This window comes from Chitinophaga sp., assembly GCF_019236475.1.
Classification (GTDB): domain Bacteria; phylum Bacteroidota; class Bacteroidia; order Chitinophagales; family Chitinophagaceae; genus Chitinophaga.
The window spans coordinates 674403-693616 of the sequence record NZ_JAFAIX010000004.1; the positions used below are offsets into that span (position 1 = coordinate 674403).

At 46.8% G+C, this 19214-nt stretch carries 3 protein-coding genes; 2 read left to right on the forward strand and 1 reads right to left on the reverse strand.

The window, feature by feature from the left end:
* Positions 1–45: 45 nt before the first annotated feature.
* The gene (locus JO154_RS06775; RefSeq protein WP_291943052.1) at positions 46–1227 is read left to right on the forward strand and encodes an MFS transporter; all 1182 of its coding nucleotides are present in this window, start codon (positions 46–48) and stop codon (positions 1225–1227) included.
* A gap of 49 nt (positions 1228–1276) precedes the next feature.
* On the opposite strand, the gene JO154_RS06780 is transcribed toward JO154_RS06775, so the two are convergent.
* Positions 1277–1723 carry a GNAT family N-acetyltransferase gene (locus tag JO154_RS06780; RefSeq protein ID WP_291943054.1) on the reverse strand — a complete coding sequence of 149 codons (447 nt, stop codon included), beginning with the start codon at positions 1721–1723 and terminating at the stop codon, positions 1277–1279.
* 498 nt (positions 1724–2221) lie between these two features.
* On the opposite strand from JO154_RS06780, the gene JO154_RS06785 reads away from it, so the two are divergent.
* The gene (locus JO154_RS06785; RefSeq protein WP_291943056.1) at positions 2222–19192 is read left to right on the forward strand and encodes a Calx-beta domain-containing protein; all 16971 of its coding nucleotides are present in this window, start codon (positions 2222–2224) and stop codon (positions 19190–19192) included.
* The last annotated feature ends 22 nt before the right edge of the window (positions 19193–19214 follow it).

Genomic DNA, 19214 nt, shown 5'->3' on the forward strand with positions numbered 1-19214 from the left:
CTATTAGTTACCCATTTGCTTAGTTTTTGGTATTTTCATTGGGCCATGAAATACCTGACACGTACGATTTGGATACTTTCTTTTATCAGTTTACTGACAGATATTGCCAGTGAAATGCTTTATCCGATAATGCCTATTTATTTGAGCAGTATCGGTTTTTCTGTTTTACTGATCGGTATATTGGAAGGGGTCGCAGAGGCCACTGCGGGATTGAGTAAAGGTTATTTTGGCCAATTATCTGATCATAAGGAAAAGCGTGCTCCGTTTGTTCGTTGGGGTTATTCCCTCAGTGCTATCGCTAAACCGATGCTGGCACTAACCGTTTATCCGTTATGGATATTTCTTGCCCGTACAGTTGACCGGTTGGGTAAAGGTATCCGCACTGGTGCAAGGGATGCCATGTTGTCTGATGAAGCCTCGCCCGCTACAAAAGGGCGTGTTTTTGGCTTTCATCGTTCGATGGATACCATGGGTGCTGTGATTGGCCCTTCGCTGGCCCTGTTATACCTGTATTTCAATCCGGCCAATTACCGACTAATGTTTCTGTTGGCTTTTTTCCCTGGGATATTGGCTGTTGGGCTATCCTTTTATCTGAAAGACAAAAATGTTTCGCCCAAAGAAAATAATAAGTCATCGGTTTCCTTTTTTTCCTTCCTGCATTACTGGAAAACCAGTCCCATAGTATATCGCAAACTGGTGGCCGGTCTGCTGGTGTTCACATTAGGCAATAGCTCAGATGTATTTCTACTGTTGAAAGTAAAACAAGCCGGATTAAGCGATACTGCAACAATAGGCGTATATATTTTTTATAATCTCGTATATGCTTTATCCTCTTATCCACTAGGATTACTGGCAGACAAGATTGGACTTAAGAAAATATTTCTTGCCGGTCTGCTTTTTTTTGTGATGGTATACGCCGGTATGACTATTACCGGCACTTGGTATTGGTATGGCGTATTATTTTTCCTGTATGGGATTTTTGCGGCGGCTACAGAAGGAGTATCCATAGCCTGGATAAGTAATATTACCAGTAAGAACGACACGGCCACTGCCATCGGCACTTTTACTGGGTTTCAGAGTATTTGTACCATGTTGGCGAGTACAGTTACTGGTTGGATATGGTTCAGATTTGGTGCAGGAAGCGCTTTTGCGATTACTGCCATTTTAACCTTGATAGTGGTGCTTTATATTGGATTAAATATTCCTGCACCGGAGCGAGAACCGTGAAGCAACGTAGTAAAAAGCCGCGATACATATCGCGACTTTTTACTTGACTTTATTTCCACCAGTGATAATAATTATGTAACCCATCATATTCAAATCCACTGCGAGGATACAGTTTGTTCCCGATGTCATTTGTCTTCTCTGTTTCCAGCATCAACCCACAAGCGCCAGTTTCTTCGCACCATTGTTTACTACGGTCAATCAAAGCAACAGAGAGTCCTTTCCCTCTGAAATCAGGATGTACAAATAAATCGCTCAACAGCCATTGCATTTGCAATTTGGTGTAGTGAAATAGTTTATATAGTTGTACAAACCCTACTGCTTTGCCATCAACGATGGCGAGGAAAATATCAGATTCATTATGTAGGAATCTTTCTTTCAGGAAGGCTTTTCCTTTTTCTACATCCGATTCTTGGCGATAGAAAATGCGGTACAGGTTGAATAATACTGCCGCTTCCTCTAAATCTTCCAAACTTGCTTTCTTGATTTTGTAGTCCATTTTGTCAGCGTTTTTTTAAATGATAGGACAAAAGTATTTTTTAACTGGACTATATATCTGGTCCAGATTTTACCTAAATGGGTAGTCCAGCTAACTGACTATTGCATAGTGGCATGTAGTCGTTTTACTACATTTTTTTCATTGCATTACTACAAATGATCTGTTAAAGAGATTGTTTTTTTGCCTGATGAATGGCGTGTGCTGTTCAAACTCGATATAGGACGAAAAAATAAAAGAGCTATGGACATTTCTACACAAACCCTTTGCAAGTATGTGAACACTAAAAGACGGAAACATCTTGAAAACTAAAATCTTAGAATGCCCAAACTGCATGCTTACTAACTAAGAGAGATGGAAGCCAATGTAGTAGCCCCTTTTTAACCATTAACATAAAGGACACTTCTCAATTAATACAGGCCATATCCGGGTGCTGACGATTGACCCTACCTGCTGTATTCGCAGGGAGTGTCTGGTTGCTATTGCCCTTAAATGATTGTTATGTCACAAATTACCCTATTGAAGTATTGTTGCGATACTGTATTCCCTGCAACCAAGACCACGCACGGCCGTAGGACGTCATGGCTGATGGTGTTACTGTCTATCTTATGGCAACTACCAACACAGGCGGCTACCAGAGATTCCATTAATACGCCAACTGGTGTAAAGCCTACGCCACGTACAGCTTTCAGAGCTACCGCACAAGGCCCTGGCGGCGTTAGTGCTGGATTAGGTGGCTGGTATAGGGGAGACAAGGGATTATCTTCCGCGCAGTGGAACGACTATAGTGGTAATAATAAAAATATTCCGCAGCCGACAGCCAGCGCACAGCCGGGCGTCAACGCAGCGGGCCCCAACTTTAACCCCACCGCTACTTTTAACAGCACTCAGTTTTTCGGATTGAGGGGAGCAGTTGATCCTGCTTCTTCTGTATTTGGTACAGCATCTCCCACAAGAATAGCCGTGTTTTCTGTGGCTACTGTGTCACAGGCACATACCGGTGGACTCTTTTATCAGAAGGTAAATAATGGCCAGACTAACGGTACAGGTATTGATGTTACCAATTGCTGGTCAAACGGATATGCCTATTTCGACGCGCCTTACACTGACCGGGTTTCCAATCCCTGGGGTGGTATTACGGGGCAGCCCCATTTATGGTCGTTTACCAAAACTCCCGCTAACATGGCCATCCTACGGGATCGCAATACGGTGGCGAACACTAATGGTACTTACACCACCGCTGGGCCGGGCAATAACTATGCTTCTAATATTGGCCTCTGGGCAGATGTCTCTACTTCTCATTATCAGGGGAGTATCTCGGAGGTGATTGTATATAAAGATATCACTACGCTAACGGCTACGGATCAACAGAAAATTGAATCCTACCTGGCGTTTAAATATGGTATCACACTCAATCAAACTACACCCACAGATTACTTGGCCAGCGATGGTTCTAAAATGTGGACCGGCGATGCTACATTTAAAAGTAATATCACCGGTATTGGTCGTGATGATGCTTCCTCATTGGAACAAAAACAATCGGTGAGTGCAGGTGATGCTTACCTAACAATCGCACTCGGCTCACAAGTGGCTGCCAGTAATGCCGCCAATACCAATAGCGTTACAAATGATCTTTCCTTCCTGACCATGGCGGATAACGGCCTGGCAACAAATCTATTTGGTACTGCGGTTTCTACGCCATTGAACGCTGGTATCTCTACCAGGATGGCGCGGATATGGAAAGTGCAAAAAACAAACTGGGTTGATCAGACGATAACGCTCAATGCAGGTTTCACGGGCGGCTTCAAATATCTTATCATTAGTACTGGCCCTGGCTTTGCGGCCGCAGCCATCACCAAAGTGATTCCTTTTACGGGGAACAATGTTACATTAAACAGCAGTGACCTCCCGGCCACTGCTTATATTACTATAGGCGTAGCTGCAAAAGGCCCTGGTGGCGTGAATGCAGGTATTGGTGCCTGGTATAAAGGTGATAAAGGTTTGAGCAGTGCACAATGGAATGATTTCAGTGGCCTGGATATGAATATCCCTCAGCCTACTGCTACCTTACAACCAACAGTAAGCGCCGGCGCTGTTAACTTTAACCCCACACCTGTATTTGATAATACCCGGTTTTACGGAAAGGGTCCAATTAAAGATCCTGCCACTTCTGTATTAGGAAATGGATCCGTCCAGAATTTTGCAGTATATGCTGCTGTGCAAACCAATTCGAATGGGGGCGGAAACTCCATTTTCTGGCAGGAAACAGACAACGTTACTACTAACCGCATTCAGGCCCATGTACCTTGGCCTGATGGAACGCTGTATTTTGATGGGCCCATGTCGCAGCGCGTCAGCGCTCCCTGGGGTGGTACCTTCAAAAAACCAACCGTCTGGACATTTGCCAAAACCGCTACATCGGTAAGCGTTTTACGAGACCATAATACTTTAATAAGTCAGGCTAGTACTGCTTTTACAGGGACTGGTGGAAACAACGCCTTCCAGATCGGGAATTCGGCAGCAGGCAACATCGGCTTCAATGGTTACATTCCGGAAATGATCGTCTATAAAGATATCAGTACACACACCGGTAACGAGCGCATTAGAATCGAATCTTACCTTGCCTTGAAATACGGTGTGACGCTCAGTCAAACTACCCCAACAGACTATATCGCCAGCAATAGCTCTAAAATGTGGACCGCCGATGCTACCTATAAGTACTGCATCACCGGTATTGGTCGTGATGACGTTTCCGATCTGCAACAAAAACAATCCCTGAGCGTAGAAGCCGGCGGTATCATTACGCTGGCATTGGGTTCACAGGTGGCTGCAACAAATGCCGCTAACAGCAACAGTGTTACAAACGACTTATCCTTCTTCACCATTGCAGATAACGCACTAGTAGCTGCATCTTACGATATTGCTACTTCCACGCCGCTCAATCCGCAAGTAACCAGGAGGATGGCTCGTGTATGGAAAGTACAGAAAACCAACTGGGCAGATCAGAATATTACTTTACAGCCTAACATCAACGGATCAACGAAATATTTATTAATCAGTACCGATCCTGCATTCGGTTCCGCCGCTATTACCAAAGTGATTCCTTTCACAGGTAATACGGTTACCCTGAACACTAGTGATTTGCCCAATGGCGCATATTTTACCTTCGGTAAAGCACTGACAGCACCGGGTGGTATCATTGATGTCAAGCTGGATATGTGGATGAAAGCCAATGACGGTGTGCTGGCTGGAGATGGTAGTAAGGTGGTTGTCTGGAAAAATCTGATCGACACCAAAAATTATGATGTTAGCACTACCAGCGTACCAGATCAACCGGTATTCTATGATAGAACGGCATCACAATTGTTGAACTTCAACCCATCCATGGTATATAAAGGAACAGAGAATCCAGCGAATGTATTAAGAAATACAGCTCGCCTGTTCCCAAATACTTCCGCATTCCAAATGATTGCGGTAGGAATGGATCGTCGTACTACTTGGACTGGAACGAGCGGCGGATTATTGGCTTCAGGACCTGGAGGAAATAACCCGGTTCTCTATTTATTGAAATCAGCAGGAGCTGGTTCCACCAATGGTTGGGCTGCATTTATGGGTTCTGGATCTACCGGCCCGGCTGTAAACCCTGCGGCATTTAATACAAGTAATGCCATCATTTATAATGGGGGTAGTCCTGGTTTTACGAATGTACAGCCACAGATATTCTCCATGGGAAGTCCAAATAACGGAACCACTGCCACTGCAGATAATATCGCCTGCTGGGTAGATGGATTCAAGGAAAATACTGCATTAGATGCTGTACAGCAACCAGAGATAGGGAACGGTATTTTGGTAGGTAGTAGTGATGATAACTCTACCTGGTGGGGAAATATTCCGGAAGTGATTGTGTACGAGCGTCAGCTCACAGATGCGGAAATGGCAAAGGTGAATACCTACCTCGCTATCAAGTACGGTATCACTATGGACCAGCGTACGCCTTATAATTATATCGCTACAGATGCTTCCGTTATTTGGAACGCTACTACCAACAGTACTTATAAGAATAATATCGCTGGTATTGGTAGAGATGATATCCAGGATCTGCGCCAAAAGCAATCCCGCAGCGTGAATGGCGGTTTCCAAGTGGCTGTAGGTCTCGCTGATCTGGCCCCAACCAATAATGATAATAACGGTAGCTTCTCTAATGATAAAGCATACCTCGTATGGGGCGATGATAACGGCGTTACCAATTTCCGCACCGCCGTTTCCGGTCATCCGATCGTGAACTTCCGCATGGCGCGTATCTGGAAAACGCAGCAAACAGCGGCTATGGGAGAACAAGTGCAGATCGCCGTTCCATATGATGTACTGCCAAACTCCAAAGAAACATATCTCATCGTCAGCAATGACAATATCTTCGACGGTACTGATCAATTTATAAAACTCTCTGAAATTACACTGCAAGGCGTTAAACATTTTGCAGCTAAAGTAAACTTGACCAATGGCCAATACTTCACCTTCGGTTCTTATATCAAAGCGCCAGGTGGAGTAGGAGGTACTTCCCTCTGGTTACGCCCTGATTATGGTACTTCCACCACTAGCGATGGCGCACCGGTAGATACCTGGATCGACTATGCAGCAGATTTGAATAATGCTACCATGCCACTGGCAGGGACGAAGCCAACATTTGCGAACAATGCTACCTATAACGTCAACTTCAACCCGCAAATAGTATTCAATGGCTCCCAGTCTATGAACCTGGATGTAACCAAACTGCCAACAGGTACCAATCCTAGAACCCTGTTCGGATTTGGCCGACCTACCAATACTGCAGGAAACGGTTATATTATCAGTTGGGGTACCAATAACACCAGCCTTGGACAAGGTCTCGCTGCTATTACTGGTACAGCAGGTTACTACGTGGGTATTTCCAATGACGTGAATGCAGCAAACTTTTGGAAACCGAATTCGCCAAATATATTAATTGGTACTTACACCGGTGCTGCTGCAGGCGCTATGGCAACTATCTATAGCAAAACCAAGCTGCTGGCTCCATCCCTGGCAAAACCAGGTTGGAACACTGGTACCACCACAGCCAATATTGGTAAATTCATTGGAAATACTTCCGAAAACTGGAAAGGTGGAATAGGAGATGTCATCGTATATCCATATGCGTTAGATGCCACACAGTTGCGCAGAGTAGAATCCTACCTGGCGGTTAAGTACGGCTATACGCTAGACCAGACTACCCCAGGCAATTACCTGGCAACAGATGGTAGTGTAATCTGGGACGCCACCACGAACGGTAACTATAAACAAAATATTACTGCTATCGGCCTCGATAACGTAGAAGGCCTGGAACAAAAACAATCCCGCAGTATCGAAACAGGCGGCATTGTAGCGATCGGCCTTGATTCCATTTACTCCGATAACCCTAGCAATACCGGATCTTTCGATAATGATAAAAGCTATATGTTCTGGGCTACCAACAGTACCAGCATGGCTACTATCAATACCAATACACCTAAAGGAAGCTGCGTAACGGAACGCCTGGCGCAACAGTGGAAAGTGCAGTATGCAAACTTCAGTCCTGCCGCTAAACAATTGGCATTCAGTTTCGATCTGACTGGCGTAACCTATACCGGTACAGATACCCGCGACTTCACTTTATTAATAGATAATGATGGTGACGGCGACTTTACCACCGGTACCATCACTGCATATAAAGCTGGTAACTATAATGCTACCAACAAAACAGTTAGCTTCTCAGGTGTGAACAACATCCCTGCGGGCGCTGTATTCACCCTGACTACCCGTCAACCAGTACGCATTGCTAAACTGGTGGCTGACGGCCAATCCGTAACTGCTGCCAGCATCTGTAAGGAAGATGACTGGATATATTTCGTGGATCCAATCGATGCTACTAAATATATCGCTGCCATTAACCTGAACGGCAATACGGTAAATATGACCGACTTCAATGCCGCTCTGGTAGATGTTGGCAAAAACATGGCTGCCCTGGGCGCTAATGGTGGCACCGATTACGGTACACAATTGATGCGTCGCCTGTTACAAATCAAATACACGGGCGCTCCCCTCACTGTGAACGGTGGGGTATCCTTACGTTACTTATGGAACCCTGCGGAACAAACGGCTGCTAGCACTTACTTGTCTGGTACCCGTAATGTACCAACTACCCAACAATGGTCTTGGTTCCGCCATAGTGGAGATATTGCAGCTACAATGACTGATGTCTCCCCAGTGGCACTTAATAATGCGGTCCAACTCGTTCCTACCTCCACCGGTAAAGTAGATGGTGTAGACTATGTTCAGTTTGACGGCCTCCAACAGTTTGATGTATTTGGCGGTTTGTATAATGCCAGCCAAGTTGTATCAGTACAAAAAGTGCAGGATGGCGCAGAAGGCGGACAGGATGGACAGTTCAGCATTAATCTACCAAATAATGTAACTGTACAGGAAGACCTGACCGTGAATTACGCCATCACCGGTACTGCTATCAATGGTACGGATTACCAAACCCTGAGTGGTCAGGCTATCCTGAAAGCCGGTACCAGCCAGCTTATCCTGCCTGTACAGGTAATCGATGATAATATCATTGAACTGACAGAAAACGTACAAATACAACTGACTTCCGTTACGGGTACAGCTACCGGAAACCTGTACAGTATTAGTACTACCCAACAACAAGCTACCCTTAACATTTTCGATAACGACCAGGATAAAGCTATCATCGGTGTCACTAAATTTAAAGATGCTGCCGAACCTGCTGATAATGGTACGTTTAATATTAGCTTACCTGCTGGCGTTACTTGTGTGGAAGATATCACGGTAACCTACAGTATTGCCGGTACTGCTACTAACGGTATCGACTATACTACATTAACCGGTACCCTGGTAATCCCTAAAGGAATGACCGGTGTTACGCTGCCAGTAGAGGTGATCGATGATAAACTCATCGAAGGCCCTGAAACCGTACAGTTGAAACTGGCCGGTGGCGTGTCTACCAACTTTACCTTTACCGTAGCTCCTACAGCCGCTGCTGCGGAAATGACGATCGCAGATGACGACAACACTGCCGCTAATATGGTAGTGAGTATCACACCGAAAGCAAATGCCGCAGAACCAGCTACGAATGGCTCCTTCCTGGTAAGTCTGCCTGCTGGCTACGCCGCAGGACAGCCTATCACCGTGAATTATACCGTGAGCGGTACTGCTACGCCTGATAAAGACTACAAAGCGCTCTCCGGATCTATGACCATTCCTGCTGGTCAGAACAGCGTACCACTGGATGTGATCGTTATCGATGATAAGATTATTGAAGGAGATGAAACCGTAGTGGCCACCATCACGAGCGCTTCTGCGCCTGTACTGGGTGCCTTTACGCCTGATAATACGAAATTCAGTGCTACTATTATCATCGCCGATGATGATAACACAGCCACCAATAAAGTATTGAGCATCACTAAAACCGCTGATGCGGCAGAACCAGCCACCAACGGACGTTACAAGATCAGCCTCCCTGCCGGTATTACGGTAGCGGAAGCAGTGACGGTAAATTACAAGATGAGTGGTACTGCTACTAACGGTACAGACTATACGACTTTAAACGGCACATTTGTATTACAACCGGGAGACAACAGCGCTCCATTAGATCTGGTTGTTATCGATGATAAAATCATTGAAGGGGATGAAACAGCCATCGCCACCCTCACCGGAGGTAATGGCGCTACTATCGGAGCCTTTACTGTGGATGCAGCCGCCACAGCGGCAACCATCACCATTGCCGATGACGACAATACCGCTGCTAATAAAGTAGTACATATTATTGCTAAGGGAGACGCCGCTGAACCAGCCCAAAACGGTTCCTTTGAAATAGGACTCCCAACCGGTATAACCGCCGTAAGTCCGGTTACCGTCAACTATACCATCACAGGTACAGCAACCAACGGCACCGACTACACGACGCTGAATGGTTCGGTTACTATTCCTGCAGGCCAGAACACCGTGCCATTGCCGGTAATCGTGATAGACGATAAAATCATTGAGGGCACTGAAACAGTGATCAATACCCTCAATAACGCAAACTCCACTACCTTCGGCGCCTTCACTATCGATGCAGTTGCTAAAGCCGCTACAGTGAACATCGCCGATGATGATAATACTGCCGCTAACTTGGTCCTGAATATCACGAAAACAGCCGATGCCGCAGAACCAGCTACCAACGGTGCTTTCAGCATCGCGCTGCCGGCGGGTTATACTGCTGCTGAAGATATCACGATCAATTATACGGTAAGTGGCACCGCCACAAACGGTACCGACTACCAGTTGCTTAGCAGTCCAATCAAACTGCCTGCTGGTAATAATTCCATTACTTTACCAGTAGTGGTAATAGATGATAAAATCATCGAAGGAGATGAGTCAGTAATAGTTACTATCAACAATGGTACTTCTACTAGCTTCGCGCTCCAACCAGGTACCAGCAAAGTGGCGAGTCTCACTATTGCAGATGACGACAATACCGCTGCCAATAAAATCATCAGTGCCGTGAAAATTGCGGATGCTGCGGAACCTGCTACCAACGGTGCTTTCATGCTGCAACTGCCAAATGGCGTAACCGCAACGGAAGCGATCACCGTACATTATACGGTTGCGGGTACGGCCACTCCAGGTGCGGATTACACTACGCTCAGTGGTACCGCTGTAATTCCTGCCGGATCAAATGGCGTAACTGTACCTGTACTGGTAATCGATGATACCATCATCGAAGGGGATGAAACTGTTCTCATCACACCTACCGGTGGTACTTCCGCTACTTTCGGCAATTACACTGCTGATCCTACGGTGGCTACTGTCATTATTAAAGATGATGATAACATTGACAACAATAAAATACTCAGCATTACCAAAACGACTGATGCGGCGGAACCATCTACCAATGGTGGTTTCGTGATCAGTCTCCCTACCGCTGTGACCCTTACCCAACCAGTAACGGTGAACTATACAGTAAGTGGTACTGCTACCAATGGCGTCGATTACCAAAACCTTTCCGGTACAGTAGTAATCCCTGCTGGCCAGAACAGTGTGGCCTTACCAGTAGTAGTAATCGATGACAAGATTATAGAAGTGAATGAAACAGTAATCGTCAATATCAGCGGTGGCACTGCTACCAATTATGGTGTTTTCTCGGCAAGCAGCACCAATGGTAGCGCAACAGTGACCATCGCCGATGACGATAATACTCCTGCTAATAACCAACTGACCATCACCAAAACCGCCGATGCCGCAGAACCTGCCACCAATGGTAGTTTCGCGATTAGTCTGCCTACTGGCTATACTTCATCTGAAGATATTACAGTGAACTATACGGTGAGTGGTACAGCTACACCTACTGCGGATTACGTTGCCCTGAGCGGTACCGCAGTGATCCCTGCCGGCCAAAATAGTATAACCCTTGCCGTTACCGTGAAAGATGATAAGATCATCGAAGGCGATGAAACGGTCATTGCTACCCTGACTGGCGGCGCATCTGCGCATTTCACCTTCACAGGTTCGAATACAGCCACCGTTACGATTGCGGATGATGATAACATCCCAGCTAATAAGTTAATCGGTGTGCTGAATATGAAGAATGGCGCAGAGCCAAATACCTCCGGTCAATTTGGTATTACCCTATTCAACGGATATACAGTAGCAGAGCCAGTAACCGTCAATTACACGGTTTCAGGTACCGCTACCAATGGCGTGGATTATGTTACCCTGACAGGCACTGCTACGATACCAGCAGGTCAGACAAACGTATTTGTTCCGATCAATGTAATTGATGACCAAATCATAGAAGGTACAGAAACAGTAGTGATTACACTAGCGAATGCTAGCTCCACTACCTTCGGTACATTCCCTGTCAGCAATACGCCGGCCACGGTAAACATCGCAGATGACGACAATACCGCTGCGAATAAAGTAGTCCACATTACCAAAGTAAGCGATGCTGCGGAACCAGCCACCAATGGTGCGTTTAACATCGGCTTACCAAATGGTATCACCGTTGCAGAAGATGTAACGGTTCATTACCAAGTAAGTGGCACCGCTACCAATGGCGTGGATTACCAAACCTTGAATGGCACGATCACCATCCCTGCTGGCCAGAACAATGTGAACCTGCCTGTGAACGTGATCGATGATAAAATTGTAGAAGGCACCGAAAATGTGATCGTGACCCTGACGGATGGCGCTTCTACGAACTTTGCCTTCACAGGAGATCCTACTGCCGGCAATGCCACCCTGTATATTGCAGATGATGATGCCGCTGGAACCCTGAGCATCGTGAAAACCATCGATGCTGCTGAACCGGCAACCAATGGCCAGTTTAGCATTAGTCTCCCTACAGGCATCACCTACGCAAATGATATCACAGTAAACTATACCGTTACTGGTACCGCTACTCCTGGGGCCGATTATTCCACCCTTTCAGGTAGCATCCTTATTCCAGCCGGTCAAAATAGTGTAACCCTCACCGTACCTGTACTGGATGACAAGATCATCGAGAACACAGAAACAGTGATCGTTACCCTCACAGGTGGTACTGCCACTGGCTTTGCGCCACTGGACGTAAATCCTGCCCAGGCAACTGCTACTGTCAACATCGCTGATGATGATAATACAGCAGCCAATAAATTAATGAGCATCTCGAAAACCGCTGATGCTGCCGAACCTGCTACCAATGGTGGGTTTAAGATTAGTCTCCCTGCCGGTGTAACGGTAGTAGAAAATGTAACGGTGAATTATACCATTACAGGTACTGCCACTAACGGCATCGACTATACTACGCTCACTGGTACTGCTACCATCCCTGCTGGCAGCAACAGTGTACCACTGGATGTAGTGGTAATAGATGACAAAATCATCGAGAATACAGAAACAGTAATTGCCACCCTGAATACGGGTAATTCCAGCAGCTTTGGAACATTCGGCGTAAACCCTGTAGCAAACACTGCTACGGTGAACATCGCTGATGACGATAATACCGCTGCCAATAAAAAAGTGAGTGTGATGAAGATGCGTGATGGTGGAGAACCTAATACTAACGGACAGTTTGGAATCAGCCTGCCTGCTAATATCACTTCTTCTGAGCCAATTACGGTTAATTACACGATCGCTGGTACTGCTACTAATGGCGTGGATTACGCTACCTTAAGCGGAACGGCCATCATCCCTGCTGGCCAGAACATGCTTACGGTTGATGTGAACGTAATCGATGATAAAATCATCGAAGGTACAGAAACGGTGGTGATGACATTGAACAACGCTAGCTCTCCAAGCTTCGGCTTCACTATCGGCACAGCAACTGCCACAGTGAACATCGCTGACGATGACGCTACCACTACCAACCGTACACTGAGCATCGCTAAAGTAGCCGATGCCGCAGAACCAAGTACAAATGGTAGCTTCCGTATCAGCTTACCGAATGGTATTACTTCCGCGGCTCCGATCAAAGTAACTTACCAGATCGATCCTAATAGCACCGCTACGCCAGATGCAGACTACACCGCTATCACAGGAGATATTATTATCCCTGCCGGTAATAATAGTGTACTGGTTCCAGTAAATGTGATCGATGATCAGATCATCGAACCAGTAGAAACTGTTATCATGAATATCAATGGGGGAGATGATGGTGCATTCACATACACCACTGCTCCTGCTGCTGCAACTGCTACCGTTTACATCACAGACGATGACTTTACGCCAAACAGCAATATCGTGCTGGTAACGAAAGTATCCGATGCGATTGAAGGCAGCGTACATGGACAATTCAAAATCTCCCTTCCGCCAGGTATTACCGCTTCGGAGGCTGTGACGGTGCACTACGCAATGGGCGGTACTGCTACCAATACTTTGGATTATGTTACCCTGAATGGGGTAGCTGTCATCCCAGCCGGTAGTAACTACGTCCTCGTAGATGTAGATGCCTTCGACGATGGTATTGTGGAAGGCCCTGAACAGGCTGTAATGACCCTGATCGGCGCTAGCTCTTCAACTTATAACTTTAATATTGCCCCAGGCAAAGGCAGTGCTACCGTAACGATTATCGATGCCAACGCTGCTAGCAGTGTGCCCGTAACCGTTACTAAAGTGGCCGATGCCGCAGAACCAGCTACCAACGGTAAATTCAGAGTATCCCTGGTGGGTAGTACCTCCGCTTACCCAGTAACGGTAGGTTATACCTTGTCCGGCACCGCCGACGCGGGTATCGACTATAACATCACCGGATCAGTAGTGATCCCTGCGAATACAGCTTCCGTAGATGTAGACGTAAATGTGATCGATGATAAGATCATTGAAGGTCCTGAAACGGTGATATTTAAGGTGATCTCCGGAAGTGCTACAGATGGAGCGGGCAACGCTTTCATCTTCCCAGCAGATGCAATCAGCAGCGCTACGGTTACCATTGCGGATGATGATGATATCCCGGCTAACCTGAAACTGACAGCTACAAATGAACACAATGCGGCTGAACCAGACTTCAATGGTGCATTCCGTATCAGCCTGCCGCTAGGTTATACTGCTAGTACTGATATCAAGGTGCAATATACTTTGAGTGGTACCGCTACTAAGGATGCAGACTACTCCATCGCTGCTACGGCTACTATTCCGCATGGTCAAAACTTTGTGATCCTGCCGGTAACTATCATCGATGATAAGATCATTGAGCCTACTGAAACTGTTATCCTCACCCTGACAAGCGGTGTAGATGGTACTAGTCATAACTATACTCCTGCTGGTACTGCCGCTACCGTGAATATCGCGGATGATGATGGTACCGACATCAATAAACAACTCACGATCACTAAAGTGGCCGATGCTGCTGAACCAAATACCAATGGCCGCTTCCAGATTAGTCTGCCAGCAGGTATTACTTCCGCTGAAGCGATCACGGTGAACTTCAAAGTAGCCGGCACCGCTACAGAAGGAACCGACTATCAGACACTGGGCACCAGCATAGTGCTGCCTGCAAACCAGAACAGCGTGTTTGTGGATGTGGCGGTGATAGACGACAAGATCATCGAAGGAGATGAAACCGTACAATTAACCCTGGCTGGCGGTACTACCGCTACCCTCGGCGCCTTCACAGGAACAAGCAATGCTAGCCTGGTGATCGCAGATGATGATAATGTCGCAGCAAACCGTGTGTTGCAGGTGAAACAAACCCTGCATGCCGCCGAACCTGCTACCAATGGCAACTTCCGCGTAAGTCTGCCTGCTGGCTACAGCTCATCTCGCGATATCACACTGCAATATACCCTGAGTGGTACTGCTACCCGCGATGTAGACTATACGGTAAATACCATTACTATCCCGGCATTGTCCAATGGTGTAGATATCCCAGTTACCGTAATCGATGATAAGATCATTGAACCTACAGAAACGGTGATCATGGCACTGGCCAATACTACAGATAATAACGGTAATGATTATACGGTAGACGCCTCATTCGGCACTGCTACTGTAAACATTGCAGATGATGATATCACCATTCCTGCGAATAAAGTATTAGTAGTAACCAAATTCGCTGATGCGGCAGAACCAGGTACCAATGGCGGTTTCTTAATTAGTCTGCCTACGAATATTACTGCTAGTGAAGACATACAGGTTACTTACAATATCACCGGTACTGCTACCAATGGTACGGACTACCAGACACTTTCTGGAACAGTTACCCTGCCTGCGAACAGCAACAGTGTGAAAGTAGATGTAACCACCATCGACGATAAGATTATTGAAGGGGATGAAACGGTGATCATGACACTGACTGGTGGTACCACTACAACTATCGGCGCATTCACTGGCAATAATTCCGCTACTGTGATCATCGCCGATGACGATAATACCATTACCAACCAAGTATTGAAAGTAGTACGCAAGTCAGACGCTAGCGAACCAGCCACCAACGGCGCTTTCGAAATCAGTCTGCCTACCGGTATCACTGCTGCGCAGGATATCACCGTGCACTATACGATAGCAGGTACTGCTACTAACGGTATCGACTATACTACTTTGAACGGTACAGTGGTGCTCCCACACGGCCAGGAAACTGTTGCTGTACCGGTATTGGTGATCGATGATAAGATCATCGAACAACCGGAAACAGTGATCCTCCAAATTACAAACGGCACTTCCACCAGCTTTAACTATAAAGCAGATGCTACGGCGGGTAGAGCTACTGTCACCATTGCTGACGACGACGATATCAGTGCCAACAAGGTCCTGAGCGTAACGAAAGCAAATGATGCTGCTGAACCAGGTACGAATGGCGCCTTCACGATTAGTCTGCCTACTGGCGTAACTGCCACAGACGATATCACCGTGAACTACGCTATCACTGGTACCGCTACTAACGGAACCGACTATACGATAGACGCTACTGCTACTATCCCTGCGGGTCAAAACAGTGTGAATGTATCCGTGAACGTGATTGATGATAAGATCATTGAAGGAACTGAAACAGTAGTGATGACTTTGGGAGACGGCCAGTCCGCGACCTTCGGCAGCTTCACTATAGATCCAACGAAAGCTACCGCCACTGTTAACATCGCAGATGATGACGACATCCTGGCGAATAAACAACTCAGCATTGTAAATATTTCCGATGCCGCTGAACCAGCTACCAACGGTAAATTTATGATCAGTCTGCCTACTGGTGTAACCGTAGCAGAAGACCTGACCATTCAATACACCATCGCTGGTACTGCCACTAACGGCACCGACTACACTACATTAAATGGTACTGTGGTAATGCCTGCCGGCCAGTCATCCGTAGAAATGCCAGTCATGGTAATCGATGATAAGATCATTGAAGAGAATGAAACAGTCATTGCAACCCTTACAGGTGGCGCTTCTACTAAGTTCACCGGCTTCCAACCAGCGGCAACAGCAGCGACAGCTACTGTCACCATCATGGACGATGATAATACTACTGCCAATCGCGTGATTAGTATTATCAAAGGTGCCGACGCGGCTGAACCAGCCATTAACGGTGCATTTATCTTCAGTCTCCCAGCAGGTTTAACGGCTTCCGCACCGGTAACTATCACTTATACCGTAGGTGGTACTGCCACTCCTGGCGTGGATTACCGAACCCTCAGCGGTACGGTAACCATCCCAGCCGGAGAAAATCGTGTAACCGTTCCTGTGACTGTGATCGATGATTTGATTGTGGAAGAAACGGAGAATGTGACCGCCACTATCTCTACTATAACTGCTACTGGCCTTGGTAATTTTGCCGCCAGCAGCACACAGGGGGCAGCTACGGTATTAATTGCGGATGATGATAATATCCCTGCTAATAGGGTACTGAGCGTAGTAAAAACTACCGATGCTGCCGAACCTAGCACCAATGGAGCCTTTACGATTAGCCTGCCTACCGGTATCACCTTTACAGACGATGTAACGGTGAACTATACGATCTCCGGAACGGCTACTAACGGTGTCGATTACACGATGTCTGCGACAGCTACTATTCCTGCTGGTCAAAACAGTGTATCCGTAGCCGTGAATGTTATCGACGATAAGATTATCGAAGGAGATGAAACAGTGATATTGACTTTGGCAGACGGCAAGTCCTCCACCTTCGGTAGCTTCACCATCAACCCAGCGCAGGCAGCAGCTACTGTTACCATCGCGGATGATGACGACAACGCTACGAATAGACAACTGAGTGTTGTCAAACTGGCCGACGCGGCTGAACCAGGTACCAATGGGGCCTTTAGTATCAGTCTACCAGCCGGCATTACTGCTGCACAAGCTATCACGGTGAATTATACCATCAGCGGAACAGCTACAAACGGTGTAGACTATACGATTACTAGCACCGCTACCATCGCTGCCGGCGATAACCAAGTAACCATACCAGTAGTGGTAATCGATGACAAGATCATCGAAGGCCCTGAAGATGTGGTGCTGACTCTCAACGGTGGTACTACCACCAGTCTGGGCAACTTCACAGTCAACAGTGCGAATGCTACTGCTACCGTTACCATTGCAGACGATGACGATGTAGCTGCTAACCTGGTGTTAAACATCACCGCTACAATTCCAAATGCATCCGAGCCAGCAACCAATGGGGAAGTAACCATTGCGCTGCCAGCAGGATACACCGCCACACATGACATCACAGTACAATACACTGTTGCAGGTACTGCTACAGGTGGTGTCGACTACAAAGCGCTGAGTGGTACAGTTATCATTCCTGCAGGTACCAACAGTGTGAAAGTGCCAGTGGAAGTGATCGACAATAAAATTCAGGATGGTACCCGTACGGTAGATTTCACCCTTACAGGTGGCACCGGCGGCAGTTGGAACTTTGTCCCAGCAACTGCTAACGCTACCGTCAACATCCTCGACGATGATATCCAAAGCTTCGATACTTGGAAAAAAGTGGCGCTGCCAGTAGAAAACACCTCCGGTGTGGCCACTCCAAACGAAACATTGACCTACACCATTTATGTACGCAATACTGGTAACGTGCCTATCACACAGGTGACCATTACCGATCCAGTACCAGCCAATACCATCTATGTAAGCGGTGGTACATTGAATGGCAATGACGTCATCTTTAATATCAACAATGTAGCGCCAGGTGCAACGGTAACGGCTACACTGATCGTGAAAACGCCGGCTTCTCTGGATGGGGTTACTTCTATCAGCAATACGGCGGAAGTAACGGATGGTAGAACCACCAAATCCACTATGGGCTGCGATCCTGCCGCTCCTGGATGTAATGCGCAAACAGGTACGGTGATTCAGGCCAGCAACGTTGTTGGTGATCTGGTGATTACCAAAACGGTAGTGAATCCGCCAGTAGGTATCTACCGCATGGGACAAGATATCACTTACAGTGTGAAAGTGAAAAGTGTAGGTACGCAAATCTTCACCAACGTAATGGTGGAAGACCTGCTGCCTCCAAACCTGGAGTTACCAAGTACTATCAGCACCCAAGTAGGACTAGTAGATAAAACCGCTGGAAAAGTGACCTGGAACATCGGTACCCTGCCAGAAGGCCAGGAAGTGGAAATGACCATGGTTTGTCGTATCGTAGAAGGTGGAGATATCACCAACAAGGCTACCGTGAAAGCGAAAGAACCGGAAACTGATTATACCAACAACACTGCAGAAGTGACTATCAAAGCTGAAGGCGCTGATATCACCTTCCCGAATGTGTTCACGCCGAATGGTGATGGCAAAAATGAAAAATTCATCATCGGAGGTCTGGAGAAATATCCGGGATCTGCGATCTATATCTACAACCGCTGGGGTAGCATGGTATATCAGTCGAAAGACTACCACAACGACTGGAACGGTTCTCAACTGAATGAGGCTACTTACTACTATATCCTGGAAGTGAAGAAACCTGGTGGCGTAGTTCGTTACAGAGGTTGGGTACAAATTTTAAGATAATGAAAGCGGCTGGCTGCCGCAC

What these genes read in the sequence shown, in the direction of transcription:
- JO154_RS06775 (WP_291943052.1), top strand. Translation starts at nt 46, where the DNA reads ATGAAATACCTGACACGTACGATTTGGATACTTTCTTTTATCAGTTTA.
- JO154_RS06780 (WP_291943054.1), bottom strand. Translation starts at nt 1,723, where the DNA reads ATGGACTACAAAATCAAGAAAGCAAGTTTGGAAGATTTAGAGGAAGCG.
- JO154_RS06785 (WP_291943056.1), top strand. Translation starts at nt 2,222, where the DNA reads ATGTCACAAATTACCCTATTGAAGTATTGTTGCGATACTGTATTCCCT.